Annotated in this window: 23 protein-coding genes; 10 read left to right on the plus strand and 13 right to left on the minus strand. The window is 75.1% G+C overall.

Going from position 1 to position 25,069, the window contains the following annotated elements:
- The first annotated feature begins 38 nt into the window (after window positions 1–38).
- A complete protein-coding gene (locus tag ACYSMR_RS04605) occupies window positions 39–311 on the plus strand; it encodes a putative acetyltransferase (RefSeq protein WP_445298422.1) in 273 nt (90 codons plus the stop codon).
- Between the two features lie 5 nt (window positions 312–316).
- On the opposite strand, the gene ACYSMR_RS04610 is transcribed toward ACYSMR_RS04605, so the two are convergent.
- The 5 genes from ACYSMR_RS04610 to ACYSMR_RS04630 all read right to left on the minus strand — a co-directional run bounded on the left by ACYSMR_RS04610 (window position 317) and on the right by ACYSMR_RS04630 (window position 8,499).
- Window positions 317–1,687 (minus strand): PIG-L family deacetylase, encoded by a 1,371-nt coding sequence (locus ACYSMR_RS04610; protein WP_461747501.1) that lies wholly within the window; start codon window positions 1,685–1,687, stop codon window positions 317–319.
- Between the two features lie 37 nt (window positions 1,688–1,724).
- On the minus strand, window positions 1,725–3,638 hold the full coding sequence (gene typA / locus ACYSMR_RS04615; RefSeq protein WP_251333994.1) for a translational GTPase TypA: 1,914 nt from the start codon (window positions 3,636–3,638) through the stop codon (window positions 1,725–1,727).
- Window positions 3,639–3,804: 166 nt separating this feature from the next.
- Entirely contained in the window at window positions 3,805–5,784 is a 1,980-nt protein-coding gene (locus ACYSMR_RS04620; protein ID WP_461747502.1) for a S9 family peptidase, read from the minus strand.
- Between the two features lie 160 nt (window positions 5,785–5,944).
- Entirely contained in the window at window positions 5,945–6,643 is a 699-nt protein-coding gene (locus ACYSMR_RS04625; protein ID WP_461747503.1) for a maleylpyruvate isomerase family mycothiol-dependent enzyme, read from the minus strand.
- Between the two features lie 74 nt (window positions 6,644–6,717).
- Entirely contained in the window at window positions 6,718–8,499 is a 1,782-nt protein-coding gene (locus ACYSMR_RS04630) for an ABC transporter ATP-binding protein (protein WP_461747504.1), read from the minus strand.
- A gap of 86 nt (window positions 8,500–8,585) precedes the next feature.
- On the opposite strand from ACYSMR_RS04630, the gene ACYSMR_RS04635 reads away from it, so the two are divergent.
- Window positions 8,586–9,212 carry a PH domain-containing protein gene (locus ACYSMR_RS04635; protein ID WP_461747505.1) on the plus strand — a complete coding sequence of 209 codons (627 nt, stop codon included), beginning with the start codon at window positions 8,586–8,588 and terminating at the stop codon, window positions 9,210–9,212.
- A gap of 11 nt (window positions 9,213–9,223) precedes the next feature.
- On the opposite strand, the gene ACYSMR_RS04640 is transcribed toward ACYSMR_RS04635, so the two are convergent.
- The 5 genes from ACYSMR_RS04640 to ACYSMR_RS04660 all read right to left on the minus strand — a co-directional run bounded on the left by ACYSMR_RS04640 (window position 9,224) and on the right by ACYSMR_RS04660 (window position 16,542).
- Window positions 9,224–10,360 (minus strand): ABC transporter permease, encoded by a 1,137-nt coding sequence (locus ACYSMR_RS04640; protein ID WP_461747506.1) that lies wholly within the window; start codon window positions 10,358–10,360, stop codon window positions 9,224–9,226.
- On the minus strand, window positions 10,357–11,892 hold the full coding sequence (locus tag ACYSMR_RS04645; RefSeq protein WP_461747507.1) for an ABC transporter permease: 1,536 nt from the start codon (window positions 11,890–11,892) through the stop codon (window positions 10,357–10,359). Before ACYSMR_RS04645 ends, ACYSMR_RS04640 begins: the two co-directional genes overlap by 4 nt.
- A 99-nt stretch (window positions 11,893–11,991) precedes the next feature.
- Window positions 11,992–13,794: an ABC transporter family substrate-binding protein gene (locus tag ACYSMR_RS04650; RefSeq protein ID WP_461747508.1), complete on the minus strand. Its 1,803-nt coding sequence runs from the start codon at window positions 13,792–13,794 to the stop codon at window positions 11,992–11,994.
- A gap of 220 nt (window positions 13,795–14,014) precedes the next feature.
- A complete protein-coding gene (locus ACYSMR_RS04655) occupies window positions 14,015–15,151 on the minus strand; it encodes a winged helix DNA-binding domain-containing protein (protein WP_461747509.1) in 1,137 nt (378 codons plus the stop codon).
- Window positions 15,148–16,542: an MFS transporter gene (locus tag ACYSMR_RS04660; protein ID WP_461747510.1), complete on the minus strand. Its 1,395-nt coding sequence runs from the start codon at window positions 16,540–16,542 to the stop codon at window positions 15,148–15,150. Before ACYSMR_RS04660 ends, ACYSMR_RS04655 begins: the two co-directional genes overlap by 4 nt.
- 133 nt (window positions 16,543–16,675) lie before the next feature.
- Between ACYSMR_RS04660 and ACYSMR_RS04665 the strand changes: the two genes are divergently transcribed.
- The gene (locus ACYSMR_RS04665) at window positions 16,676–18,265 is read left to right on the plus strand and encodes a cation:proton antiporter domain-containing protein (protein ID WP_461747511.1); all 1,590 of its coding nucleotides are present in this window, start codon (window positions 16,676–16,678) and stop codon (window positions 18,263–18,265) included.
- A 37-nt stretch (window positions 18,266–18,302) separates the two neighbouring features.
- On the opposite strand, the gene ACYSMR_RS04670 is transcribed toward ACYSMR_RS04665, so the two are convergent.
- Window positions 18,303–19,163, minus strand: a complete 861-nt coding sequence (locus tag ACYSMR_RS04670) for an aminoglycoside phosphotransferase family protein (protein ID WP_461747512.1) — start codon at window positions 19,161–19,163, stop codon at window positions 18,303–18,305.
- Between the two features lie 120 nt (window positions 19,164–19,283).
- Between ACYSMR_RS04670 and zupT the strand changes: the two genes are divergently transcribed.
- Window positions 19,284–20,069 (plus strand): zinc transporter ZupT, encoded by a 786-nt coding sequence (zupT, locus tag ACYSMR_RS04675; protein WP_461747513.1) that lies wholly within the window; start codon window positions 19,284–19,286, stop codon window positions 20,067–20,069.
- Here the strand turns inward: zupT and ACYSMR_RS04680 are convergent.
- Window positions 20,038–20,685: a mismatch-specific DNA-glycosylase gene (locus ACYSMR_RS04680; RefSeq protein WP_251334007.1), complete on the minus strand. Its 648-nt coding sequence runs from the start codon at window positions 20,683–20,685 to the stop codon at window positions 20,038–20,040. The two genes, zupT and ACYSMR_RS04680, sit on opposite strands and share 32 nt — an antisense overlap.
- A gap of 77 nt (window positions 20,686–20,762) precedes the next feature.
- On the opposite strand from ACYSMR_RS04680, the gene ACYSMR_RS04685 reads away from it, so the two are divergent.
- The 6 genes from ACYSMR_RS04685 (at window position 20,763) to ACYSMR_RS04710 (ending at window position 24,085) form a co-directional block, all read left to right on the plus strand.
- Entirely contained in the window at window positions 20,763–21,464 is a 702-nt protein-coding gene (locus ACYSMR_RS04685) for an alpha/beta hydrolase family protein (RefSeq protein ID WP_461747514.1), read from the plus strand.
- A gap of 78 nt (window positions 21,465–21,542) precedes the next feature.
- A complete protein-coding gene (locus ACYSMR_RS04690; RefSeq protein ID WP_461747515.1) occupies window positions 21,543–21,974 on the plus strand; it encodes a LapA family protein in 432 nt (143 codons plus the stop codon).
- Window positions 21,975–22,081: 107 nt separating this feature from the next.
- A complete protein-coding gene (locus ACYSMR_RS04695) occupies window positions 22,082–22,279 on the plus strand; it encodes a hypothetical protein (RefSeq protein WP_251334010.1) in 198 nt (65 codons plus the stop codon).
- A 114-nt stretch (window positions 22,280–22,393) separates the two neighbouring features.
- Window positions 22,394–23,335 (plus strand): SRPBCC family protein, encoded by a 942-nt coding sequence (locus ACYSMR_RS04700; protein WP_461747516.1) that lies wholly within the window; start codon window positions 22,394–22,396, stop codon window positions 23,333–23,335.
- A gap of 110 nt (window positions 23,336–23,445) precedes the next feature.
- The gene (locus ACYSMR_RS04705; RefSeq protein WP_461747517.1) at window positions 23,446–23,676 is read left to right on the plus strand and encodes a hypothetical protein; all 231 of its coding nucleotides are present in this window, start codon (window positions 23,446–23,448) and stop codon (window positions 23,674–23,676) included.
- A 115-nt stretch (window positions 23,677–23,791) separates the two neighbouring features.
- Window positions 23,792–24,085 (plus strand): hypothetical protein, encoded by a 294-nt coding sequence (locus ACYSMR_RS04710; RefSeq protein WP_251334501.1) that lies wholly within the window; start codon window positions 23,792–23,794, stop codon window positions 24,083–24,085.
- Window positions 24,086–24,151: 66 nt separating this feature from the next.
- On the opposite strand, the gene ACYSMR_RS04715 is transcribed toward ACYSMR_RS04710, so the two are convergent.
- A complete protein-coding gene (locus tag ACYSMR_RS04715) occupies window positions 24,152–25,036 on the minus strand; it encodes an NAD(P)-dependent oxidoreductase (RefSeq protein WP_461747518.1) in 885 nt (294 codons plus the stop codon).
- Window positions 25,037–25,069: the final 33 nt, after the last annotated feature.

Below are 25,069 nucleotides of genomic sequence, written 5' to 3' on the forward strand. Positions count from 1 at the left end.
GCCAGTCTAACGACCTCCGCCTCGCTACGATGACGCGCATGGATCCCGCAACATCCGCAACATCGGCGTCATCCGCGCTCCGGCTGCTCGCCGGGCTCCCCGAGGGCGCGCGCGTGAGCGTACGCTACGCCCTGCCCGCCGACGACGCCTCCGGGCTGCCGCTGACCGACGCCCTGGGCGAGCTGGCCGGCGTGGACGCGCGGACGGTCACGGTGCGCACCCGCCGGGGCGACGTCGTGATCGCGGCGGCCGACGTCCGCGCCGCCCGGGCGGTCCCGCCCGCCCCCCCGCGGCGGCCGCGGCGGGGCTGAGCCGCTCAGGCGGGGCAGGCCCCCCGGCGCCGGGCGCGCACCCAGCGGGCCGTGACGAGCGCGGAGACCACGGTGGCGGCGAAGACCACCACGAACCACGCCAGGCCCACGACGCCGATGGGCGCCTGCGGGTCGGTGACCACGAGGACGGAGCCGTCCCGGCCGTAGGCGAAGAGCCACGCCACGAGGTAGGTGACCAGCCCGGGCACGGCCGCGGCCCACACGCGGCGGGTCGCCGTGCCCGCCCACACGGACACGCTCAGCAGCAGGGCCGCGCCGAAGACCAGCCCCCAGGGCAGCCACCACCCGGCCGGGGAGTACCAGATGGCCCCGTGCAGGACGGTCGCCACGCTGCCGCCGACGACCCCGGCCGCCACGGACGTCAGCAGGCTCGCGGGCACCGACAGCGGTCCGGCCGTGGTCCCCGCGGCGGCTCCGGGAGCGTCGTCGGGGGCCGCGGCGTGCAGGTCCCCGGCGAGCAGCCGGAAGGTCTCCAAGGCGCTGAAGGTCTGCCACACGCCGTTGGACAGGGCGAACCGGGAGCCGTCCCCGGCCAGCACCAGCTGCGTGGCGTGGGCGGCCATGGCCGCGCGCTTGCGCCCGGCGGAGCCGCGCACCGCCGCCTGCGGGCGCGGGTCGTCCGGGCGGGCCTCGCCCTCGACGGCCCACACGAGCGGGACCTCCCAGGCCTCGGCGAGGGTCCCGTCCGGGCCCGTGCCCGGGCGCGCGGCGAGCTCGACGGCCCGCACGGCCGCCTCGTGGGTGCGGACGTGATCGGGGTGGCCGTAGCCGCCGTCGGCGTCGTAGGTGACGAGCACGTGCGGGCGCACGGCCCGGACCGCGGCGGCGACGTGGGCGGCGGCCTCGTCGCCCGTTGCGGCGGTGAGGCTGTGCGCTGAGGCGTCGGCGGCCGGGGCGGCCCGCCCGTCGGCGCCCCAGGACATGCCGGAGTCGTGGTAGTGGCCCGTCCCGCCGGCGAAGCCCACGGCGGGGTCGAGCGCCGGGGGCTCCCCCGCGAAGAACCGCTCGGCCACGCCCAGGCGCGCCGCGGCGTCCTCCAGCTCACCGACGCGGTAGAGCCCCAGCGCCGTGCCGTCGTCCCGGCAGCCGGGCCGGCCGACCTCCAGGTGGCGCAGCGGCGCGGGGATGACCTCGCCCCGCTCCCCCCGGGTCATGGTCAGCAGCACCACGTGCGCCCCCAGCTCGGCGTAGCGGCCCATCGTGGCCCCCGTCGCGATGGACTCGTCGTCGGGGTGGGCGTGCACGAACAGCAGCCGGGCGTCCTGGGGCCGCAGACCCGGGGGCAGAACGCCCGCCAGGGCGCCCTCGTGCACGAGGGCGCCCTGCTCGGGGTAGTACGGGACGGACTGCGTCACGGCCGGTCCTGGTGCGCTCGTCTGTCGCGGTCCGGGATCAGGCGCGGGCGCGGGCGCGGTTGGCCTTCAGCCGCTCGTTGGCGTCGAGGATGACCTTGCGGATGCGGATGGCGTCCGGGGTGACCTCCACGCACTCGTCCTCGCGGGCGAACTCGAGGGACTCCTCGAGGGTGAGCTTGCGCGGGGGCGTGAGGTTCTCGAAGGTGTCCGAGGAGGCCGCACGCATGTTGGTGAGCTTCTTCTCCTTGGTGATGTTCACGTCCATGTCGTCGGCGCGCGAGTTCTCGCCCACGATCATGCCCTCGTAGACCTCGGAGGTCGGCTCCACGAAGAAGGACCCGCGCTCCTGCAGGTTGATCATCGCGAACGGGGTGACCACGCCGGCGCGGTCGGCCACCAGCGAGCCGTTGGTGCGGTACTCGATCTCCCCGGCCCACGGCTCGTAGCCGTCCGCGTAGGAGGAGGCGATGCCCGCGCCGCGGGTGTCGGTGAGGAACTTGGTGCGGAAGCCGATGAGCCCGCGGGAGGGGACCTTGAACTCCATGCGCACCCAGCCGGTGCCGTGGTTGGACATGCCCTCCATGCGGCCCTTGCGGGCCGCCATCAGCTGGGTCACGGCGCCGAGGTACTCCTCGGGGACGTCGATGGTCATGTGCTCGTAGGGCTCGTGCACCTTGCCGTCGACGGTCCGGGTCACGACCTGCGGCTTGCCGGCGGTGAGCTCGAAGCCCTCGCGGCGCATCTGCTCCACGAGGATGGCGAGGGCGAGCTCGCCGCGGCCCTGGACCTCCCAGGCATCGGGGCGCTGGGTCGGCAGGATCTTGAGCGAGACGTTGCCGACCAGCTCCTTGTCCAGGCGGTCCTTGACCTGGCGGGCGGTGACCTTGGCGCCCTTGACGCGCCCGGCCAGCGGGGAGGTGTTGATGCCGATGGTCATGGAGATCGCGGGGTCGTCCACGGTGATCAGCGGCAGCGGCTGCGGGTTCTCGGGGTCGGTGAGGGTCTCCCCGATGGTGATGTCCTCGATGCCGGCGACGGCCACGATCTCGCCGGGACCGGCGGACTCGGCCGGCACGCGCTCGAGGCCCTTGGTGGCCAGCAGCTCGGAGATCCGCACGTTCTTCAGCTCGCCGTTCGCGCGGGCCCAGGCCACGGTCTGGCCCTTCTTCAGGGTGCCGTTGAAGATGCGCAGCAGCGCGAGGCGGCCCAGGAACGGGGAGGCGTCCAGGTTGGTGACGTGGGCCTGGAGCACGCCCTCGGGGTCGTAGGACGGGGCGGGGATGCGCTCGATGATGGTCTTGAACAGCGGCTCGAGGTCCTCGTTGTCCGGCAGGGTGCCGTTCTCCGGCTGCTCGACGGAGGCGCGCCCGGCCTTGCCGGCGGCGTAGACCACGGGCACGTCGAGGACGGCGTCGAGGTCGAGGTCGGGGACGTCCTCGGAGACGTCCGAGGCGAGGCCCAGGAGCAGGTCCATGGACTCGCCCACGACCTCCTCGATGCGGGCGTCGGGGCGGTCGACCTTGTTGACCACGAGGATCACGGGCAGCTTGGCCTCGAGGGCCTTGCGCAGCACGAAGCGGGTCTGGGGCAGCGGGCCCTCGGACGCGTCGACGAGCAGGACGACGCCGTCGACCATGGACAGGCCGCGCTCGACCTCGCCGCCGAAGTCCGCGTGGCCCGGGGTGTCGATGACGTTGATGGTGATGGTCTCCCCGTTCGCGGAGGGACCGTCGTAGAACACCGTGGTGTTCTTGGCGAGGATGGTGATGCCCTTCTCGCGCTCCAGGTCACCGGAGTCCATCACGCGCTCCTCGACCTCCCCGTGGGCGGAGAACGCGTGCGTCTGCTGCAGCATCGCGTCCACGATGGTGGTCTTGCCGTGGTCGACGTGGGCCACGATGGCCACGTTGCGCAGGTCGGCGCGCTGGGCGGTGGTGGAGGTTACAGACATACGCGTTGGGTCTCTCTTCGGGTGGAGATGCGGGGGAGGTTCGGCCCTCCCGGTGGGTGCGGCCCTCGGCGCCGCCGCGCGCCCGGAGGCGTCCGGGCGGGGGCGCCCGTAGAGCGGGCCGCCGTCCAGTCTACCCCGGCCGGCCCCTCCTCCGCTGTGATCCCGCCTACCCCAGCGCCTCCGGGCGGGTCCAGGGGCGCCCGAGCACGTGCTCGTCGCAGAACGCGAGCACCGTCTCGTACCACGTGCGCACGTTCTGGGGCTTGAGGATCCAGTGCCCCTCGTCGGGGAAGTACAGGAAGCGGTGGCCCCCCGAGGGCGCGTAGCGGCGCAGCGCGTGCCACAGCTCCTGCGCCTGCCCGATCGGCACCCGGTAGTCCTTGTCCCCGTGGATCACGAGCACCGGCACCTCGATCCGCCCCGCGAACCGGTGCGGGGAGTACTCGGCGGCCTGACGCGGGGCCACCGCCCGGTGCCACTCGCCGTTGTCCGTGGTGGTGCCCATGGTCCCGAGGTTCCACAGCGAGGCGTGGGTGACGATGCACCGGAAGCGGGTGCCCGTGTGCCCGGCCGTCCAGTTGGCCATGTAGCCGCCGTAGCTGCCCCCGAGCAGAGCGGTGCGCCCGGCGTCGACGTCCTCCCGGGCCTCGGCGGCGCCGGTCAGCGCGAGGACGTCGGTGAAGGGGGTGCCGCCCAGCTCCTGCTGGCCGCGGTCGATCATGGCCTGGCCGTAGCCGGTGGAGATCGCCGGGTCCGGCAGGAGCACGGCGTAGCCGCGGGCCGTGAACAGCCACGGGTTCCAGCGCCAGCTCCAGGCGTTGGTGGAGGCCCACGGCCCGCCGTGCACGAACACGAGCAGGGGGTGGCCCCCCGGCGCCGGCTCGGGGGGCAGGGCGAGCCAGGCGCGCACCGGGGTCCCGTCCTCGGCCACCGCGTGCACCTCCTCGAGGCGGCCGGCGGGCTCCGGGGCGGGGACCGGGCGGGCCAGCGGCCGCACGCCGCCGCCCGCGGGGTCGATCCGCACCGGCTCGGGGGCGCGGTCCACCCGTGAGCGCAGGGCCACGAGCCCGCCGTCCGCGACCGCCAGCCCGGCGTAGCTCCAGGGCTCGGGGTCCTCGTCCCCGCCCGCGAGCAGGCGGGGCCCGGCGGCGCCGACCGCGCCGAGGTGCACGGCGCCGCGGCCGCGGTGGTCGGCGCAGAAGGCGACGGTGTCGTCGTCGAGCCACACCGGGTCCAGCGGCCAGCCGTCCCACCCGGGGACCAGCGGGGTGACCTGCCCGGTGGTGAGGTCCACGACGTCGAGCGCCGCGTCGGAGCTTTGCCCCTCGAGCCAGTGCTGCCAGCGGGCGAGCAGGGCCCTCGTCCCGGAGGGGCTGACCGGGCCGGTGAGGTACTCGTACCGCGCGGTGGAGGCGCCCACGCGGCGCGCCTCGCCGCCGTCGACGGGCACGGCCCACACGTCCGAGCTCTGCTCGGTGCCGTGGCGGAGGGTCTCCAGCGCCACGAGCACCAGCGAGCCGTCGGGGGCCGCCGTGTACTCGGTGAGCCGGCCCGGCGGGAGGGGGAGCCGCCGGGGCGCGAGCCGGGAGCCGTCGGCGGTGGCGCCGGCGAGCTCGGCGACGAACACCGCGGGCTCCTCGGGCCCGAGGTCCTCGTCCCAGTGGCGGACGGGGAAGGACTCGTGCAGGATCCCCGAGGCCCGGCCCTTCCGGCGCGCCGCGGCGAGCCGCTCGTGCTCGGCCTCGTCGGCGGCCGAGGGCAGGACTCCCCCGGTGAAGAACAGCCGGTCCCCGGCCACGGCGAGCTCCCCGATCCCCCCGGAGCGGGCGAGCAGCAGGCGGGCCTCGCCGCGCGGCGGGAGCACCCACAGGCGGGCGCGGGCGTCGTCGTCGGGGTCCCCGGTGGGCCGGTCGGCGGTGAAGTACAGCTCGCCGGCCGGGCCCGGGACGAGACTGCCCACGGAGTGCTCGCCGCGGGTCAGGGGCACCGGCCCGGCCTCGAGGGCCACGGCGTGCGTGCGGTACTCGCTCCCGTCCGCGGTCAGGCTCTGCACGGTGGCCACGACGGTGCCGTTCCGGTGGGCGCTCAGGCCCGTGATCCGCGGGACCGCCACGAACGCGGCGGGCTGCGCAAAGGTGTCGTCCATGCCCCCAACCTAGCGACGCCGGGGCCCGGGGCCCGGGACACGCCGGGCCCCCGCTCTTCAGCGCCGAGCCCCCAGGGCGACCGCCGTTCCCCGGGCCGTCCCGTGGGGACGTGCGCCGGGCGTGGGGGCCGGGCGAGGACGGGGACGCCGGTCCGGCGGGTCACCAGGACGGCAGCGCCGGGAGGGGGCCGTCGGCCTCGACGTGCTCGGCGTCGCCGCGGGCCAGCCACGCCAGCAGGTGCGCGCGGCCGGCCGCCACGCGCACGGCGCCGTCGCCGAGCACCCACTCGTCGCGCTCCTCGGTGGCCAGGGTCAGGCCCGGGGCGCCCTTGGCCCGCAGGGTCCGCACGGCCGCCTCCAGGGCGTCGAGCAGCGACTCCGGCTCGGCCTGCTCGAGGGTCCAGGCCGTGCCGAGGTCGTGGTGGTGGACGACGACCTCGGCGATCCGCAGCGCGACGACGGACGCCGCGGGGATCCGCTTGCCGTGCAGGTGCACCTCCTCGACCGCGAGCTCCCCGCCCAGCCGCTCGCCCTGCTCGGCGAAGAAGGCGGCGGAGCTGCGCAGCTGCCGCACGAGCTCCTCGCGCGGCAGGGCGGCGAGCCCGGCGATCTCCTGCGCCCGGGCCTCCGGCGACGCGTAGAGCGTCTGCGCCTGCCCGGTGGTCGCCCAGTCGATCAGCCGGGGGATGGCCCGGCCGTTGGAGGCGAGGTGCCCGAGGACGTCGGCGCGGGTCCACCCCTCGCAGCGCGAGGGCGCGGTCAGCTCCTCGTCGGAGAGGGCCTCCACGGTGGTCAGGAGCCGGTCGGTCTCGCGGCCGAGGCGGGACAGGTCCGAGTGCAGGCGGGCGGGATCGATCATGCGCCCACCCTATCCGGCGGTCCGGGCGGCCGGCCACGGCGCGCCCGCCGCGGCCGGGTCCCCCGCCGCGGCGGTCAGGAGGCCGCCGCCCTCAGCCGGGCCCGCAGCTCCCGCCGCTCGCGCTGGGCCTGCGGGTCCGGCAGGGGCACGGCGGCCAGCAGCCGGCGGGTGTAGTCCTCCTGCGGGGAGCGCAGCACCTGCTCCCGGGAGCCCTGCTCCACGATCCGCCCGGAGCGCATCACGGCGATGCGGTCGGCCAGCTGGTCGATCACCGCGAGGTCGTGGGTGACGAACAGGCACGCGAAGCCCATCTCCGCCTGCAGCTGCTCGAAGAGCTCGAGCACCTTGGCCTGCACGGAGACGTCGAGGGCGGAGGTGGGCTCGTCGGCCACGAGCAGCTTCGGCGCGAGCGAGAGGGCCCGGGCGATGCCGACCCGCTGCTTCTGCCCGCCCGAGAGCTCGTGCGGGTAGCGGTTGCGGTAGGAGCGCGGCAGCTCGACCCGGTCCAGGAGGTGCTCGATGCGCTGCTGCAGCTCCACGCCCCGGGCCCGGCCGGCGAGGTGCATCGGCTCCCCGATGGACTCCCCGATGGGCAGCCGGGGGTTCAGGGACGAGGCCGGGTCCTGGAAGACCATGCCCACGTGCTTGCGGATCCGCCCCAGCTGCTTGGCGGAGGCCCCGTGCAGCTCCTGCGCGTCGACCACGAGGGAGCCCTCGACCACGGGCAGCAGGCCCACGGCGGCGCGCCCGATCGTGGTCTTGCCGGAGCCGGACTCCCCCACGAGGCCGAGCACCTCCCCCGCGGCGATCGTCAGGCTCACGCCCTCGACCGCCCGGAAAGCGGGGTTGCGGCCCTGCTTCGGGTACTCGACGGCGACGTCGCGCAGCGCGAGCACGGGCTCGCGCACGCGCACGGCCGCGGTGTCCGCGGCGGGCTCCCGGTCCAGGGCCCGGGTCCGGCCCTCGACGACCCGCTCGAGGGAGGCGACCATGTCCACGGTCTGCTCGCCCTCCCCGCCGCGGCCCAGGTGCGGCACCGCGCCGAGCAGGGCCTGCGTGTAGGGGTGGGCGGGGGCGGCGAAGATCTGCGCGGCCGTGCCGGTCTCCACGATCCGCCCGCGGCGCATCACCACGATCCGGTCCGCGAGGTCGGCGACCACGCCCATGTCGTGGGTGATGATCACGACGGCGGAGCGCAGCCTGTCCTTGAGGTTGCGCATCAGGTCGAGGATCTCGGCCTGGACGGTGACGTCCAGGGCCGTGGTGGGCTCGTCCGCGATGAGCAGCCTGGGGTCGCAGGACAGCGACTGCGCGATCATGGCGCGCTGGCGCTGCCCGCCCGAGAGCTGGTGCGGGTAGGAGCGGAACGCCTTGCCCGGGTCGGGCAGCTCCACGAGGCGCAGCATCTCCAGGGCGCGCTCCTCGGCCTGGGCCGGGGAGACGTCCCGGTGGATCCGGATGGTCTCCACGATCTGCTGGCCCACGGTGAACACCGGGTTCAGGGCGGTCATGGGCTCCTGGAAGATCATGGCGACCTCCTCGCCGCGGACCCTGCGCAGGGCGGCTCCGCCGAGGCCGATCAGCTCCTGGCCGGAGAGCTTCGCCGAGCCGCGCACGCGCGCGTTGGCGGGCAGCAGGCCGAGGATCGACATCGAGCTCGCGGACTTGCCGGAGCCGGACTCGCCCACGATCGCGAGCACCTCCCCCGCGTGCACGGAGTAGCTCAGGTCGATCGCGGCGGGCACCCACTGCTTCTCCACCCCGAAGTCCACGCTGAGGTGCTCGACCTGCAGCACCGGCACCTCCTCGGGGGTGCCGGGCCGCGGGGCCGGGGCGGACGTGCTGCTGGTGCTCATGGTCGCTCTCCCTCGTGGGGTCGTGGTGCTCGCGCCGGGACGCGCGCGGGGCCGGGGTCGGGGCGGACCCGCCTAGCATGGCTCCCGTGCCCTCGTCCGCGTCCTCGCTCGTCTTCCGCTCCGGCGCCGCCCCCTGGCTCACGGGGTTCCTGGTGGTGCTCGGGGCGGTGATCGCGGGGCTGGGCCTCGGCGGCGGCGCGGCCTCCGCCGTCGCGTCCGTGCTGGTCGGGGCCGCCGTGGCGCACCTCGGCTGGTACCTGTACTGGCGCCCGCACGTGCGGGTCGGGCCTGAGGGGGTGCGGGTCGTGAACCCGCTGCGCACCGTGGTGGTGCCGTGGGGCGCGCTCGTGGACGTGCGCAACCGCTTCGCGCTGACCCTCGTGACGCGGGAGCGCTCCGTCACCTGCTTCGCCCTGCCGGCGGGCGGCGCCCGGGCCGCCCTGCGGGGTGCTCCCGGGGACCTCACCGGGACGCACCCCTCGGCGCGCCCCGACGGGACGGTGCGCTCCGGGGACCTGCTCAGCACCCGCGGCGGGGCGGCGGCGGACGCCATCCGCCGCCGCTGGCAGGCCATGGTCGAGGACGGGACGCTGGACGTCTTCGCGGACCGGGACCCCGAGGACGACGCCGTGCGCACCGAGCTGCGCCCCGCCCCCACCCTGGTGCTGCTGGTGCTGGGAGCCCTGGCGGCGGCGGCCGTGCTGGCCGGCTGACCGGGTGCCCGTCACGGGGTGCTCACACTGCCCGTGCTCCCGCCCGGCCCGCTCGGCCCGGCCGGCCGCTCGGGGCGCGCGGCCCGGACCGGCGCGTCCTGGGCACGCTTGGCGCTGAACTTCTTCTGCCGGGGGTCGAACGCGTCCCGCAGCCCGTCGCCGATGAAGTTGATGCTCAGGGCGATGGCCACGATGAACACGCCGGGCCACCAGAACAGCCACGGGCGGGTCACGAACGCCGTCTGGTTGGCGCTGATCAGCCGGCCCAGGGACCAGTCCGGGGCCTGCACGCCGAAGCCCAGGTAGGACAGGGCGGTCTCGAGCAGGATCGCCGAGGACATCAGCAGGGTGACGTTCACCGTGATCACGCCCACCGTGTTGGGCAGGATGTGCCGGAAGATGATCCGCCCGCTCGAGGCGCCGGCCAGGCGGGCCGCGTCCACGAACTCCCGCTCCCGCAGGGACAGGAACTCGCCGCGCACCAGGCGGGCGAGCGCGGGCCAGGACGCGGCGCCGATCAGCAGCCCCAGGACCACCACGGTCGCCGAGGTCGGCCAGCCCTGCTGGCGGACGTACTCGCCGGCCATCTTGCCCAGCAGGGCGGCGATGATCACGAGCGGGATGATGATGATGACGTCGGTCAGGCGCATGAGCACGGCCTCGGTCGTGCCGCGGAAGTAGCCGGCGACGCCGCCCACGACCGTGCCGACCAGGCCGGCCACGATGCCCACGATGAACATCACGAGCAGCGAGTACTGCGCGCCCTGCATGGTCATGGCGAACAGGTCGCGGCCGAGGTTGTCCTGGCCGAACGGGTGCTCGCCGATCCGCAGCGGGCTCAGGCCCATCGTGGGGGCCCCGCCGGCCTCGACGATGGGCCCGGTGGTCGTGGGGTCCCACCGCCACCAGCCGGGGACCGGGCCCACTCCGATGGAGGTCACGGCGAGCAGGACGATGCCCGTGAGCACGACGAGGGAGATCACGGCGGCGGTGTTGTGCAGGAAGCGCCGGCGCACCAGCTGCCCCTGGCTCCGGCCCCGCACCTGCTCGGGCGTCTCGCCCGGAGCGAGGGAGGCCCGGCCGTCGGCGGCCCCGTCGATCGTGGACCCGGGCCCGCCGGGGACCTGGCCGGGGAAGTGCTGGCTCATGCTTTCACCCTCACTCGGGGGTCGAGGACGGAGTAGACGAGGTCGGCGACGAGGTTGAAGACCATCGCCACGATGCCGGTGACCAGGAAGACGCCCATCACGGGGTTGGGGTCGACGTTGTGCACGGAGGAGACGAACAGCTGCCCCATGCCGGTGAACGCGAAGACCTGCTCCGTGATGATGGCCCCCCCGATGAGGGCACCGATGTCGTAGGCCACCAGGGTGGCCAGCGGGATGAGGGCGTTGCGGAACGCGTGGCGCGTCACCACGGAGCGCTCGGAGACGCCCTTGGCGCGGGCGGTGCGGACGTAGTCCTGGTTCATGATCTCGAGCATGGAGGCGCGCGAGTAGCGGCTGTAGCTCGCGAGGGCCAGCAGCGTCAGGGCGATGGTCGGCAGCAGGAGATGGGTGAACAGGTCCAGGCCGGTCATCCAGAAGTCCCCGGACATCCCCGGCGTGGTCGATCCGGCGGTCGCGATGGGCCGGCCGCGGATCCGGCCGTGGTCCAGGTACTCGGGCCACGCCTGCATGAACCGGTCCAGCACGACCAGGCCCATGACCAGGACCCCGGTGATCGCGGCCACCCGGACGCCCTGGCCCCGGTCGTGGCCGCCGAAGGCCCAGCCGATGCCGGCGCCCAGCGCCCCCATGGCCACGAGCAGCAGGAGCACCCGCGGCAGGCCGCCGCCGGCGAGCACGGCCTGCAGCGGGAAGTAGAGCACCAGCCCGGCCGCCACGGTCGCGAGCCCGGCCCGGAGGGCCCGCCGGTTGCGCAGCCCCGCCAGCAGGAACGTGGCCACCACGGCCACGAGCACCCCGGTGAGGCCGATGAGCGGGATGCCGAGGGCCGGCTGCTGGAACCAGTTGGTGGCCAGCAGGAACCACAGCACCGCCGCGGTGAGCACGAACCCGGCGAGGCCCAGCAGGAGCCGGGTGCGCCGGGCGCCGAAGGACGCGACGTACCAGCCGAGGCCCACGAGGGCCGCGAGGGCGAGGATCGTGGCCCAGGACGCGACCGGGTCCAGGAGGAAGTTGTTGAAGCTGATGGCCACGAACTCCTTGAGCAGCACCGCGAGCCAGAAGCTGGGCAGCGAGAAGCACAGGAACGTGAAGAACGTGACGCCGTAGTCCAGGCCGGAGTACTGGCGCAGGGCCGAGACGATGCCCAGGGTGATGCCGATGACGATGGCCAGGACGGTGCCGGCGGTGACGAGCAGGATGGTCTGGGCCATCGCCCCCGCGAGCAGCGTGGTCACCTGCTGGCCCTCGACGGTGACGCCGAGGTCGCACGTCGCCGCGAAGGGGGCCAGGCAGCCCAGGGCGCCGCCGAGCCAGTCGAAGTACCGCAGCACGGGCGGGGTGTCGAGGTTGAGCGCCTCGACCCGGGCCGCGATGAGCCGCTCCGAGTTGGGCACCCCGTAGAGGTCGCCCAGGGGGTCGCCGGAGAACGCCGTCATCATGTAGACGATGAACGACGCCCCGAAGAGGATGAGCACGGCCGTGACGAGCCGGCGCAGGATGTAGGAGATCATGTGGGGTCCTCGGGGGAAGCGGTCGGGGTGCGGCGACGGGTGCCGGGTCGGTCGGCGCGGCACCCGTCGTCCCAGCTACGCCGGTCCGGTGCTCTCGGCTCAGGCGGTGCGGTTCCACTCCCAGAAGTTCCAGAAGACGCCGGTCTGGTTCGGCATGTACTCCACGCCCTCCACGTCCTGCGCCACGGCGAAGAAGCCGGGGTTCTGGAACAGCGGCAGCCCGTAGGCGTCCTCCATGACGAGCTTGTCCATCTCGTACATCTTCTGCAGGCGCTCCTCCTCGTCCACGGTCACGCGGGCGTCCGTGGCGAGGGTGTCGACCTCCGGGTTGGAGTAGTCGTTGTAGTTGCCGCCGCCGCCGGTCTTGAAGATCTGGGTCAGGGCCTCGGTGCCGACGCCGGGGCTGACCCAGCCGAACAGGGACGCCTCGTAGTTGCCCTCGGGCAGCTTCTCCCCCCAGTTCGGGTCGCCCAGGTCCTCGACCGTGAAGCCGGCCTGCTCCGCGGACTCCTTGATCAGCGCGAAGGTGTCCACGCGCACGGGGTTCTCGTTGTTGTAGAGGATCCGCACGGTCGGGGTGCGGCCGGCGAGCAGCTCCCTGGCGCCCTCGACGTCCGGCTCCGCGGGGAACTTCTCCGCGGCGCCGTTCCGGGCGACCGCGTCCTCGTAGGCCTGCTCCGAGGGCAGGAAGAGCTGGGAGTTCACGACCTCGGCGTCCTCGACGACCGGCCTGACGATCTGGTCGAGGATCTGCTGGCGCGGGATGGTCTTGAGGAACGCCTCGCGCACGGCGGGGTCCTCGAACACGTCGGAGCCGAAGTTGAGGTCCACGTGGTCGTAGGACAGGTCCACGCCCTCGAGCACCTGCACGCCCTCGATCCCGCCGACCTGGTCAACGGTGTCCTTCGTGACGGTGACGGGCGCCATGATGTCCACCTCGCCGTTGCGCAGGGCCTGGATCTGGGCGGTGGAGTCGCCGATGGTGCGTACGGTGATCTCGTCGGCCTTCCCGACGTGGTCGCCCTTGTAGTTCTCGTTCCGCACCAGGGTGACGGACTGGTCCTTGACCATCTCCTCGATGATGTACGGGCCGTTGGACACGAGCAGGGACTTGTCCTCGGGGGTCTCGGTGACGTCGAAGCCCGTGTTCCAGGCCTCGGCGATCCTGTCCAGCTCGGGGCGCTCCTGCGGCTTCTCCGGGTCGCCCTCGGGGGCCTCCTCGAGCGCGGACACCAGCGCGGCCTCGTCGGCCAGCCCGGCCTGCTGGGCGACCACGTGGGCGGGGTGGAAGTAGCCGCTGTCGAAGGCGATCTCCCAGTCGGCGACGGGCTCGTCGTAGGTGATCGTCATGGTCCGGCCGTCCTCGCCGAACTCGGGCAGGTCGGTGCGCCCGAGGATGTCGGTGGAGCCGGCGATGGAGAAGTAGTCGGTGCCGGAGACGGCCTCGCCCGCGTCGTCCGTCCTGGCGTCGTTGTAGTGCCCCGACTGCGTCGCCCACCACAGCAGCAGGTCGCCCTTGTCGATCGGGTTGCCGTCCGACCACTGCTGGTCCTCGTTGACCGTGTACTCGACGGTGAGCGGGTTCTCGGAGACGACCTCGTAGGTGCCGAAGCCCTCGTTCCTGACCACGTTCAGCTCCGGGTCGATGTAGTTGAACGTGTCGCGGGTCATGTAGGCGATCTTGGAGTTGATGTCCTTGTTGTGCGCCGCGGTGCCCGTGTTGAGGGACGTGACGTTGTTGGTCTCCGCGACGGTGATGACCCCGCCGGAGCCCTCGCCCCCCGCGCCGCCGGTCTCCCCTCCGGCGGCACCGGAGTCCCCCCCGACGCTGGCGCAGGCGCTCAGCGCCACGGCCGACACGGCGGCGAGTCCCAGGGCCTTGGTTGCGCGATCGAATCGCATGTCGTTCTCCTCGGTCGTGATGACGGGTCGTGGCCCGTGCCGCGCGTCCCGGTCACCGGGAGCCCGTCAACGTGGCGCAGGTCACAGATGTCACACATTACCCCTAGGTAGAACGCGGCACATCGGGGAACATGCCGGGAAACAGATCGTTTACCGAAACGATAAGTATCTGATACTTCCGGTGCCACGGAGGGGTCCTGACGGCCCTGTCCGGGCCCGCTCAGCCGACCACGGGCAGGCGCGCGAACGCGCGCTCGGCGGCCCGTCGGCGGGCGGGCGAGAGCTCCTCGAACGGCTCCAGGACGAGGCTGTCCCCGGCGGCGGCGCGCCGGCGGCTCCAGACCCCCACGACCCGCCCGCCCGCGACCACGGTGGGGCGGAAGACCCCGTTGCCGCCGGGGACGATGCGCGCGGCGTGCGGCCGGGCCAGCACGTGGGAGCGGTCCCCGTAGCCGAGGACGAACTCGTCGAAGGGCGGGAGCAGCAGCACGCCCGCGGACCGGCGCGCCGTGCCGGGCAGCTCCTCGAGGACCTCCCGGGCGCACCACAGCTCGCGGCCGCGGCGGTCGCGCACGGCCACGACGTCGTCGAGCCGGGCCGCCGCGGCCCGGACCGCCGTCCTGGGCAGGGCCGCCCAGCGGGCGGCGTCGTCCAGGGAGGCGGGCCCGTGGCCGCGCAGGTAGCGGCGGACCCAGCGCACGACGACGGGCGGCGGCTCGCCCGCCCCGGCCGCGCCGGCCCCCGCCGGCGCGGTGTCCTGGGCGGCCGGGGCGGGGATCCACTGCTCCACGGCCACCACGAGCTGGTCGCGCGCGCCGGGGGCGAGGGGGCCCAGGCACAGGGTCGCCTCGAGGTGCAGGGCGAGCATGAGGTGGTACGCACGCCCCGGCTCCCCCAGCAGCCCCGCCTGCTCCCAGGCCTCGTGCAGGCGCCCGCGGGGCTGGGGGCCGTGGCGCAGGGCCGCGAGCGCGGTCTCCCGGGCGGCGTCGAGCCGCTCGTCGATGCCGAGGGCCCGGCGGCGGGCACCCGTACCGGTCGCCGTGCGCGGCCCGAGCACCGCGAGCCACTCCCGCAGCTCCTCGGCCGGGAGCAGGTGCAGGGTGCCCCGCATGGGCCAGCTGCGCACGATCCGCCCCTCGTCGAAGGCCGCCCGGAGCCCGGCGGACCCCGCCGTGCGGCGCAGGGCGACGGAGACCAGCGCCCCGGGCAGGTCCTGGGCCTGGACGGCGCCGAGCCGGCGCACCACGTCCTCCGGGGCGAGGTCCCCGGGCCGGAGGAGCCCCTGGGCGCCCAGCCGGGCCAGGCCGATCTCGCGGTCGGTGAGGACGGGGGCCCCGCCCGGCGCGGGGACGCTCATCGCAGGGCCCGGCCCCGCTGCTCCGGCAGGGCGAACGCCGCGGCGGCCGCCACCAGGAAGGCGGCCCCGAAGGCGGCGAACACCACGATCAGGTCGTGGTCCTCCCCGCCGACGCCCAGCAGCAGGGGCACGGACAGCGGGGCGAGGATGGAGGCAATCCGGCCGAACGCGGCCGCCGCCCCGGTGCCCGTGCCCCGCACCGCGGTGGGGTACAGCTCGGGGCCGATCGCGTACAGGGCGCCCCACGCCCCCAGGTTGAAGAAGGACAGGGCCATGCCGGAGGCCATCACCTGCCACGGGAGCACGACGGTGCCCATCGACGCGATGCCGAACAGCAACGCGCTCACCGCGGACCCGCCCAGGAAGGCCGCGAGGGTCGCCCGGCGGCCCCACACCTCGATCAGCCACGCCGCGACGGCGTAGCCCGGCAGCTGCGCGAGCGTGATGACCAGGACGTAGCCGAAGGAGCGGGTCAGCGTGAAGCCCTGCTGCACCAGCAGGGTGGGCAGCCACGTGAACGCCCCGTAGTAGGCGAAGTTGATGCAGAACCAGACGGTCCACAGGGCCGTCGTGCGCCCCCGGAGCCCGGGCGACCAGATCCCGGGTGCCGCGGGCGCGGGGCCGGCCTCCGCGGTGCCGCCCTCCGCCGGGACGTCCGCGGGAGGACCGGCGGGGGCGCGGCCCAGCGGCCGGGCGAGCTCGAAGTCCCGCACCGCGGCCTCCGCCTCGTCCGGGCGGCCCGCGGTCTCGAGGAAGCGCACCGACTCGGGCAGCGCGCGGCGCACCACCACGGCGTAGACCGCCGGCACGACGCCGATCACCAGCGCCCAGCGCCAGCCGTCCGGCGAGGAGGGGACCACGAAGTAGCCGATGAGGGCGGCCAGGATCCAGCCCACGGCCCAGAAGGCCTCGAGCAGCACCACCAGCCGGCCGCGGATCCGGCGGGGGGCGTACTCGGCCACGAGGGTCGAGGCGACGGGCAGCTCGGCGCCCAGGCCGAGGCCCACCACGAAGCGCAGCACCACGAGGGCGGCCAGGGAGCCCACGAGCGCGGAAGCGCCCGTGGCGAGGCCGTAGACGAGCAGGGTCAGGGCGAAGACCTGGCGGCGTCCGATCCGGTCGGCCAGCAGGCCGCCGACGCTCGCGCCCACGGCCATGCCCACGAAGCCGATGGAGGCGAGCAGGGACAGCTGCCCGGGGCCGAGGCCCCACTGCTGGGCGAGGGCGGCCATCACGAAGGAGACCAGGCCCACGTCCATGGCGTCCAGGGCCCAGCCGACGCCCGAGCCGACGAGCAGCCGGCGGTGCCGGGTGTTGAACGGCAGCCGGTCCAGTCGCTGGGCCCGCGTCGGGGCGGCGGTGCGGCCCGCGGGCCGCGGGGTCTCGTGCATGCTCCGGTCCTTCCGGTGGCTGAGGTCTCGGCCCAACTCTAGGCGCTCGGGAGCCCCCGGGGCGGTGCGGGCGGATGCCGAGGAGCCCGCCCTAGACTGGTGACGTCCCCGCCCGCCGACGAGGGAGCTGCCCGTGTCGACAGTCGCCGTCTACCTCGTCGTCGTCTTCGGCGCGGGCGCGCTGGCCGTGCTCCTGCGGCTGCCGCCGCTCGTCGGCTTCCTCGCCGCCGGCTTCGTGCTCAACGGCATGGGCGTGGAGCGGCTGGAGATCGTCGGCCAGCTCGCCGACCTCGGGGTGACGCTGATGCTCTTCGGCATCGGGCTCAAGCTGGACGCCCGTTCGCTGCTGCGCAAGGAGGTGTGGGGCACCGCCGGCGCCCACATGGTGCTCAGCACGGCCCTGGGCGCGGGCTTCCTGGGCGTGCTCATGGTGCTGGGACTCCACCTGCCCGAGGAGAGCCCCCGCTCCCTGTGGCTGGCCGGGTTCGCGCTGAGCTTCTCGAGCACCGTGCTGGTGTTCAAGGTGCTCGAGGACCGCAGCGAGACGACGTCCCTCTACGGCCGGGTGGCGATCGGGATCCTGGTGGTCCAGGACATCGCGGCGGTCGTGTTCATGACCGCCACGAGCGGCCACCCGCCCAGCCCGTGGGCGTTCGCGCTGGTGCTGCTGGTGCCGGGGGCCTGGCTGTTCCGCCGGATCTGGGACCGGATCGGCCACGGCGAGATGCAGGCGCTGTTCGGGATCGCCATGGCGCTCGTGCCCGGCTACATCGCCTTCTCCGCCACGGGCCTGAAGGGGGACCTGGGGGCGCTGCTGATGGGCATGCTGCTGGCCTCCCACGCCAACGCCGGGGAGCTCTCTCGCGCCCTGTTCACCGTCAAGGACCTGCTGCTCGTGGCGTTCTTCGTCTCCATCGGCTTCCACGGTCTGCCGACCCCCGAGATGGTCACCACGGGCCTGCTGCTGCTCGTGCTGCTGCCCGCCCAGGCCGTCGTGTTCGTGCTGCTGCTGTGGGTGTTCGGGCTGCGCCGCCGGACGTCCGTGCGGGCGGGCCTGGCCCTGAGCAACTACTCGGAGTTCGCCCTGATCGTGGGCGCCATCGGCGTCTCCGCGGGGATGCTCACCGAGGACTGGCTCGTCATGCTCTCCGTGGCGGTCGCGGCGAGCTTCGTGGCCTCCACCCTGGTCAACCGGCGCGGGTCCCCGCTGCCGGCCGCCCTGGCCGCGTGGCTGCCCGAGCACCCGGAGCAGAAGCTGCACCCGGAGGACCGGCCGATCGACATCGGCCACGCCGAGGTGCTCGTGCTGGGGATGGGCCGGGTCGGCCAGGCGGCGTACCACGAGTTCGCCGACGAGTACGGCTTCTCCGTGGTGGGCATCGAGAACTCCACCGCCCGCAGCGAGCGGCTGCGGGCGGCCGGGCTCGACGTCCAGAACGCCGACGCGACGGACAAGGAGTTCTGGGAGCGGGTGATCGCGACCGGCCACGTCCAGGTCGCCGTGCTGGCCATGCCGTTCCACGGGTCCAACCTCGTGGCGCTGCAGCAGCTCACCGCCTCCGGGTTCACGGGGACGGTCGCGGCCGTGGCGCAGTACGACGACGAGGTCCAGGAGCTGCGCGGGCACGGCGTGCGCACGGTGTTCAACCTCTACAGCGGTGCGGGCATCGCCCTGGCCTCGGAGACGATCGAGGCGCTCGGGCTGCCGCCGCCCGAGCGCTGAGCCGGCCGGGGAGCAGGGCCGGGCCCGGCCCCGGCGCTCAGGCCCCCTTCTGCACCGCCTTCGCCAGCTGCACGAGCCGGCTCAGCCGGCGGTGCGGGGCGCCGCCCGGCCGCCCGGCCTCCTGCGCGGCGGCGAGCGCGAGCCGCACGACGGCCCAGGCGCGCACGTGGTCGGGGTCGGCGTCCGCGGCGAGGGCCAGCGCCTCGGCGCGGTCCTCCAGCGCGGCCGCGAGGGCCCCGCCGTGCCCGGTGTCCTCGGCGCGGTGCCACAGCCCGGGCACGAGGGCGTACTCGGCGGTGCCGAGCACCGGGTCCGCGCCGACGGCGAGCCAGGGCGCCCGGTCCGCGGCGTGCACCACGCCGTGGTGGAGGTCCCGGTGGACGAGGGCGACGTCCAGCTCCTCGCGCAGCAGCCGCTTGAGGGTGCTCACCGCCTGCAGCCGGAACCGTCGGGGGAAGTGGGCGTCGAGCCCGGCGGCGCCCTCGAGCTCGGCCAGCCAGCCCCGGGCCAGCGCCGACAGCGGCAGGAAGGGCGGGCGGGGCGGACGGGCCAGGGTGCGCACGAGCTCGCCCAGCACGCGGCACGCCTCGAGGGGCGCCAGGGCGTGCAGGTCCTCGGACCGGGTCCGCTCGAGCAGCAGCGCCCGGTCCGCCGGCTCGGCCCGGAGCAGCCGCACGGCCCCGCGCCCGCCCCACAGCCGCAGGGCCAGGTGCTCGTGCTCCGTCCCGGGCCGCGGCCGGGAGATCCGCAGCACGGCGGGCTCCCCCGCGGCGGTGGTCACCGGGCGCGCCAGGGCGTCGCCGTCGAGGACCGCCTCGCCGTCCGGGGCGAGGTCCCACGCGGAGAGGTACGCCCGGGCGAGACCGGGCGCCCGCTCCGGCCAGGCCCCGGCCGTCATCGTGGGGTCCCGTGGCGGCGCGTCACCCCACCATTCTGGCGCACGGCGCCCCGTCCTCCCGGCGGGCCTTCGCTAGACTGCGAGCGCCCAGCCCCGCGCAGGAACGAGGACGACCCGCCCGTGAACGACATCCTGTTCGCCTCCGCCCTGACGCTGTTCGCGGGACTGGCCACGGGGGTGGGCAGCTTCCTGGCGCTGATGACGAAGCGCACCGACGCCAAGTTCCTGTCCGTGAGCCTGGGCTTCTCCGCGGGCGTGATGATCTACGTGTCGATGATCGAGATCTTCGTCAAGGCCCAGCAGGCCCTCGTGGCGGAGCTGGGCGACCGCGGCGGGGCGTGGGCCACGGTGGGCGGGTTCTTCGCGGGCATCGCCCTGATCGCCGTGATCGACCGGCTCGTGCCCGCGCGCGCCAACCCCCACGAGTTCCCGCACGACGACGACGGGCGCAGCCGCCGGCTCATGCGCATGGGGATGCTCACGGCGGTGGCGATCGCCCTGCACAACTTCCCCGAGGGCTTCGCGACGTTCGTCTCGGCCCTGCAGGAGCCCTCCGTCGCGATCCCGGTGGCCGTGGCGATCGCCCTGCACAACATCCCCGAGGGCATCTCGGTGTCGGTGCCGATCTACCACGCCACCGGCAACCGCCGGAAGGCCTTCACCTGGTCGTTCCTGTCGGGGCTGGCCGAGCCGGCGGGCGGGATCCTCGGCTACCTGCTGCTGCGCCCGTTCCTCACCGACGCCCTCTTCGGCGTCGTCTTCGCGGGCGTCGCCGGGATCATGGTGTTCGTCTCGCTCGACAAGCTGCTGCCCACGGCCCGGGAGTACGGCGAGCACCACCTGTCGATCTACGGGCTGATCGCCGGCATGGCCCTCATGGCCCTGAGCCTGCTGCTGTTCGTCTGAGCGCCCCGCCCGGGGGCCGCGGGTCCAGCGGCACGCCGGCGGCCCGTCCCGCCGCCGCGAAGGCCTCGGCCAGGCCGGCGCGGGAGGCGTGGGCGTTGAGCCCGCTGGGACTGGGCAGGGCCCACAGCTGCGCCCCCGCCAGCTCCCGGTCCTGCCGCCCGAGCACCGCCCGCGGGTCCGCGAACGCGTGCCGGTAGGCGGTGACGCCGGCGACCGCGACGACGGCGGGGCGCAGCTCGGCGACGAGCTCGGCCAGCCGCGCCCGCCCGGCGACGAACTCGGCGGGGTCGAGCTCGTCCGCCCGGGCCGTGGCCCGCCGGACGAGGTTGGTGATGCCGAGCCCCCGGCCCACGACGTGCCGGCGGTCCGCCTCCGTCATCCCGGCCGAGCAGTCGACGAGGTGGCCGGTCAGCCCGGCGTCGTAGAGCGCCGGCCAGAACCGGTTGCCCGGGCGGGCGAAGTGCGCCTGGGTCGCGGCGGCCCACAGGCTGGGGTTGATCCCGCAGACCAGCAGCTTCAGGCCCGGCCCCAGGAGGTCGGGCAGGGTCGTGTTCCGGGCGGCCTCCAGGTCCGCCCGGCTCGGCCGGGCGCCGCGGGCGGGGTTCGGGGATGCCATGGCGCCATGCTAGGCCCTGCGCGGCGCCGCCGGCCCGGGGGCCGCAGCGCCGCGCCCGCCGGGCTACCGTGGAGGACATGCCGCCACCGACCGGGAGCACCGAGCTCGCCGTGCCGACGGACGCCGGCCCGGGGCGTCTGCTGGTCTCCCCCGCCGGGGTGCCGTCGGCGGTGCTGTGGCTCGGGCACGGCGCGGGCGGCGGCGCCGGCTCGCGCGAGCTCGTCGCCCTCGCCGAGGAGCTCCCCCGCCACGGCGTCACCGTCGTGCGGCACGAGCAGCCGTGGGTGGTCGCCGGCCGGAGGATCGCCCCGCGCCCGGCCGCCCTCGACGCCGCGTGGCTGGCCGCCGCCCCGGTGGTCGCCGAGCTGGCCGGGGACGCGCCCGTCGTCGTCGGGGGCCGCAGCGCCGGGGCGCGCGTGGCGTGCCGCACGGCCGGGGCCGTGGACGCCGCCGCCGTCGTGTGCCTGGCCTTCCCCCTGCACCCGCCGGGGCGGCCGGAGCGCTCCCGGGCCCAGGAGCTCCTGCGGCCCACGGCGCCCACCCTCGTCGTGCAGGGGACCCGGGACCCGTTCGGCTCCGCGGACGAGGTGGTGGAGGCCGTGAGGGCCGGGGGAGCGGGCGGGGTGGTCCGCCCGCCGGCGGTCGACGTCGTGCCCGTCGAGGGCGCCGACCACGGGCTGAAGGTCGGCCGGTCCTCGCCCCTTGGCCAGGAGGAGGCCCTGGCGCGGGTCGCCGCGGAGGTCCGGCGCTTCCTCGGCCGGGCCGCCGCGACCCGCTGAGGCCCGCGGGGGCTTCAGCTGCGCCCGGCGCGGGACTACCGTGAGCAGTGGAGCATCCTCGGAGCAGGGAGAGCCGTCATGGAGCGCACACCGGAGTCCTCCGACGCACGTCGCACGGACCCCACGCCGCACACCGGGGACACGACCGGCAGCACGCCGGGGCAGGTCCCCGTCCCCCGGGAGGCCGCGGCCCCGCCCCCGGTGGGCACGGATCCCCGGCTCGACGAGCACCGGGGCCGGGGCATCTCGGGAGCCATGTGGGTCGCCCTGGTCCTCGGCCTGCTGGTCCTGATCCTGCTGCTGGTCTTCATCCTCCAGAACAACATCCCGGCGGACTTCCGCTACCTGGGCTGGAGCTTCAGCCTCCCCCTCGGCGTCGCGATGCTGTTCGCGGCGATCGCCGGAGCCCTCGTCATGGCCCTCGTCGGCTCGGTCCGGCTCCTCACGCTCGGCCGCCGGGTGCGCCGGCTGGAGAAGGAGCGCGAGGGCATCAAGCGGGTCCTGGGCTGAGCCGGCCCCGGCGCCCGCGGGCTCCCCGGGGGCTGCGCTCGGGCCCCGCCCTGGCCTAGGCTTCTCGCACAGAGAGCGCCCCGCACGTGCCCCGGAGAGGAACCGCCATGTCGCAGCAGTCCCAGAACCACCGCCGGCCCGCACCCGGAGGGGTCACGAAGTTCACCACCATCGCCCTCTTCTCCGCCCTGGCCCTGGCCCTGGTGATCGTCGTGGGCCTGGCGATCGCCCTCGCCACGGACGGCGGGCCCGACCCGAAGCCCCAGCCCGGCCAGGCGACGACCGCCGAGCCCCAGCAGACCTAGCCCCCCCCCCAGGGCCCGGACCTGGCCACGGGGTCGCCCTCGGGTATACCGTAAGCACACTGGCGAATTCAGGCTGTTCGCCACCCGTTGTCCGTCGGACCCGAAGGAGATGCCATGAGCACCAGAGTCGAGAAGACCGTCGTCGTGGACGTGCCCGTCACCACGGTGTACAACCAGTGGACGCAGTTCGAGGAGTTCCCCCACTTCATGGGCGGGGTGCAGAGCGTGCGCCAGCTGGGCGACGACCGCCTGGAGTGGGTCGCCGAGCTGGGCGGGGTGCGCCGGCAGTGGCAGGCGCAGGTCCTCGAGCAGGTCCCGGACCGGAAGGTCTCCTGGGCCGCCACCGAGGGCGCGACCAACGCCGGGACCGTGGAGTTCCAGGCGGTGGGCGCTGCCCAGACGCAGGTGCACCTGGTGCTGGAGTACGAGCCCGAGGGGCTGGTGGAGAAGATCGGTGACAAGCTCAACGTCGTGGAGAACCAGGCGGAGAAGGACCTGGAGCGGTTCAAGGCGTTCATCGAGGACGCCGGCTACGCCACCGGTGCCTGGCGCGGGGCGGTGAACCCGGGGGCGGCCGTGGGTGCTCCGGGGGTTCAGGACGCCGCCGGCTCCCGCGGTGACAGCGGCAAGGCCGGGGTGTCCGGGAAGGTGATCGCCGCGGGCGTGGCCGCGGCCGGGGTGGCCGCCGCCGGCGCCGCCGCGGCCGCGAAGTCCAAGGACTCCGGCGACGCCGAGCCGGTCACCTTCGAGGCCGCCACCCCGGTCGACGCCGCCCCGGTCGACGCGGCCCCGGTCGACGCCGCCCCGGTCGACGCGGCCCCGGTCGACGCGGCCCCGGTCGACGCCGCCCCGGTCGACGCCGCCCCGGTCGACGCCGCCCCGGTCGACGCCGCCCCGGTCGACACCACCGTGAGCCAGGTGGTCGCACCGGCCAGCGGCACGTCGGTCGACGGCGGACCGGACAGCGTCCTCACCAGCGAGGACACCGCCACGGGCATCGACCCGGTCACGGGCCTGCCCATCGAGGACGACCGCCCCGGCGGCCGCGCCCTCTAGTCCCCGCCGGCAGCCGGGAGAGGCCCGCGTGCGTCCCCGGCCGGGGACGCACGCGGGCCTCTCCGCCACCACGGACCACCCGGCACCGCCCCGCACGGAAAGGCCGCCCCATGCGCACCACCGTCCCCGTCCTGGCCCTGCTCGGGCTCGCCCTGACCGGGTGCGACGATCCGGGCGGGGCCGGGGAGGACTCCTCGCCCGCCTCCTCGGCCCCCGTGTCCGTCAGCCCCTCCCCTACGATGTCGCCGACGCCCACCACGGAGCCGTCGGAGGTCGAGACCGGCTCCGCCGCTCCGGCCCCGGACGTCCCCGGGCCGGAGCGCAGCCCCGGTGGCGGGTAGCGGGAGCCCCGCGGGAGGGCCTGCGTAGGACACGGCGGTGCCCGTGGGCCGATCCGTTGCGCGGGGACGAACAGCCAGTAGGCTGACGGCATTCCCGAGCGACAGGACGGAACGCATGGACCTCTCTGCCACCCCCCACGACCCGAGCGCCCTCCCGGAGGAGCCCGGGGCCGCCCCGCCCACCGTGGTCGACCTGACCACGGGGTCCGCCCGGATCACGCCCGTCGTCGTCGACGGCGAGGAGCGCTACGAGCTCGCCCTCCCCGCCGAGCCCCTCGCCGAGGACGACGTCGAGAGCCTCGCCGTCGCCCTGCACGTGGCGCAGGCCGGAGGAGCGGTGCTCGTCGACGTCGACGAGTACGTCGAGGCCACGGCGGCCCCTCAGCCGGAGTCCGGGCACGACAGCTGAGCGCCCGGGCCCGGCGCGGGATTGCTGCTGCTGATCAGTGAGCGCGCCGGCGGCCGGCGCCCGCCCTCACGGGACCGGGGGCTCGTCGAAGCTCGCGAAGTAGGCGGCAGCCATGTCCTCCCGGCCGTGGCCCCGGGCGGCCGCGCGCGCCAGGCGCTCCGCCCCGGCGGCGGCCACGTCCAGACGGACGCCGTGCTCGCGGCCGGCCTCCACGATGAGGCGGGCGTCCTTGGCGGCGGTCTCCACCGCGAAGTCGGCCGGCGACAGGCGGTCCTCCAGGACGAGGGCGGCCTTGGCGTGCAGGTAGCCCATGTCGAGCGGGCCGCCGGCGATGGCGTCGAAGAAGTCCTGCGGGTCCACGTCCAGGGCCTGGGCCAGCACCTCACCCGCGGCGCCGGTCACCGCGATCACCCAGCTGTTGGCCACCAGCTTCAGGCGCGTCGCGCTGCCCGCCCCGCCGTCCTCGCCGGTCCACACGGTGCGGGAGCCGACGGCGTCGAGCACGGGCGCCACGGCCGGCCGGTGCTCGCCCGGGCCGGCGGCCAGCACGGTGAGCCGGCCCGCCTCGGCCGGCTGGCGGGTGCCCAGCACGGGGGCGTCGAAGAACACCAGCCCGTGCCCGCGGGCCAGACCCGCCAGCTCCTCCACGGACCCCACGCCCACGGTCGTGGACTGCACCCAGGCGGCGCCCGGGCGCAGGGCGGCAGCGGCCCGGTCCATCACCTCGGCCACCGCCGCGCCGTCACGGAGCATGGTGAGCACGACGTCGGCGCCGGACACGGCCTCGGCGGGAGTTTCGGCGACGTGCACGCCGTCCTCGGCCAGGGGTGCGGCCTTGTCCCGGGTGCGGTTCCAGGCCCGGACGGCGTGCCCGGCCCGGGCCAGGCTGCGGGCCATCGCCGCGCCCATGATCCCGGTGCCCAGCACGCCCACGGTGAGCCGGTCGGTCATGACGCCCACTTCCTCTCGTCGCGGTCCGTGCGC

This window comes from Kocuria sp. U4B (assembly GCF_054875615.1).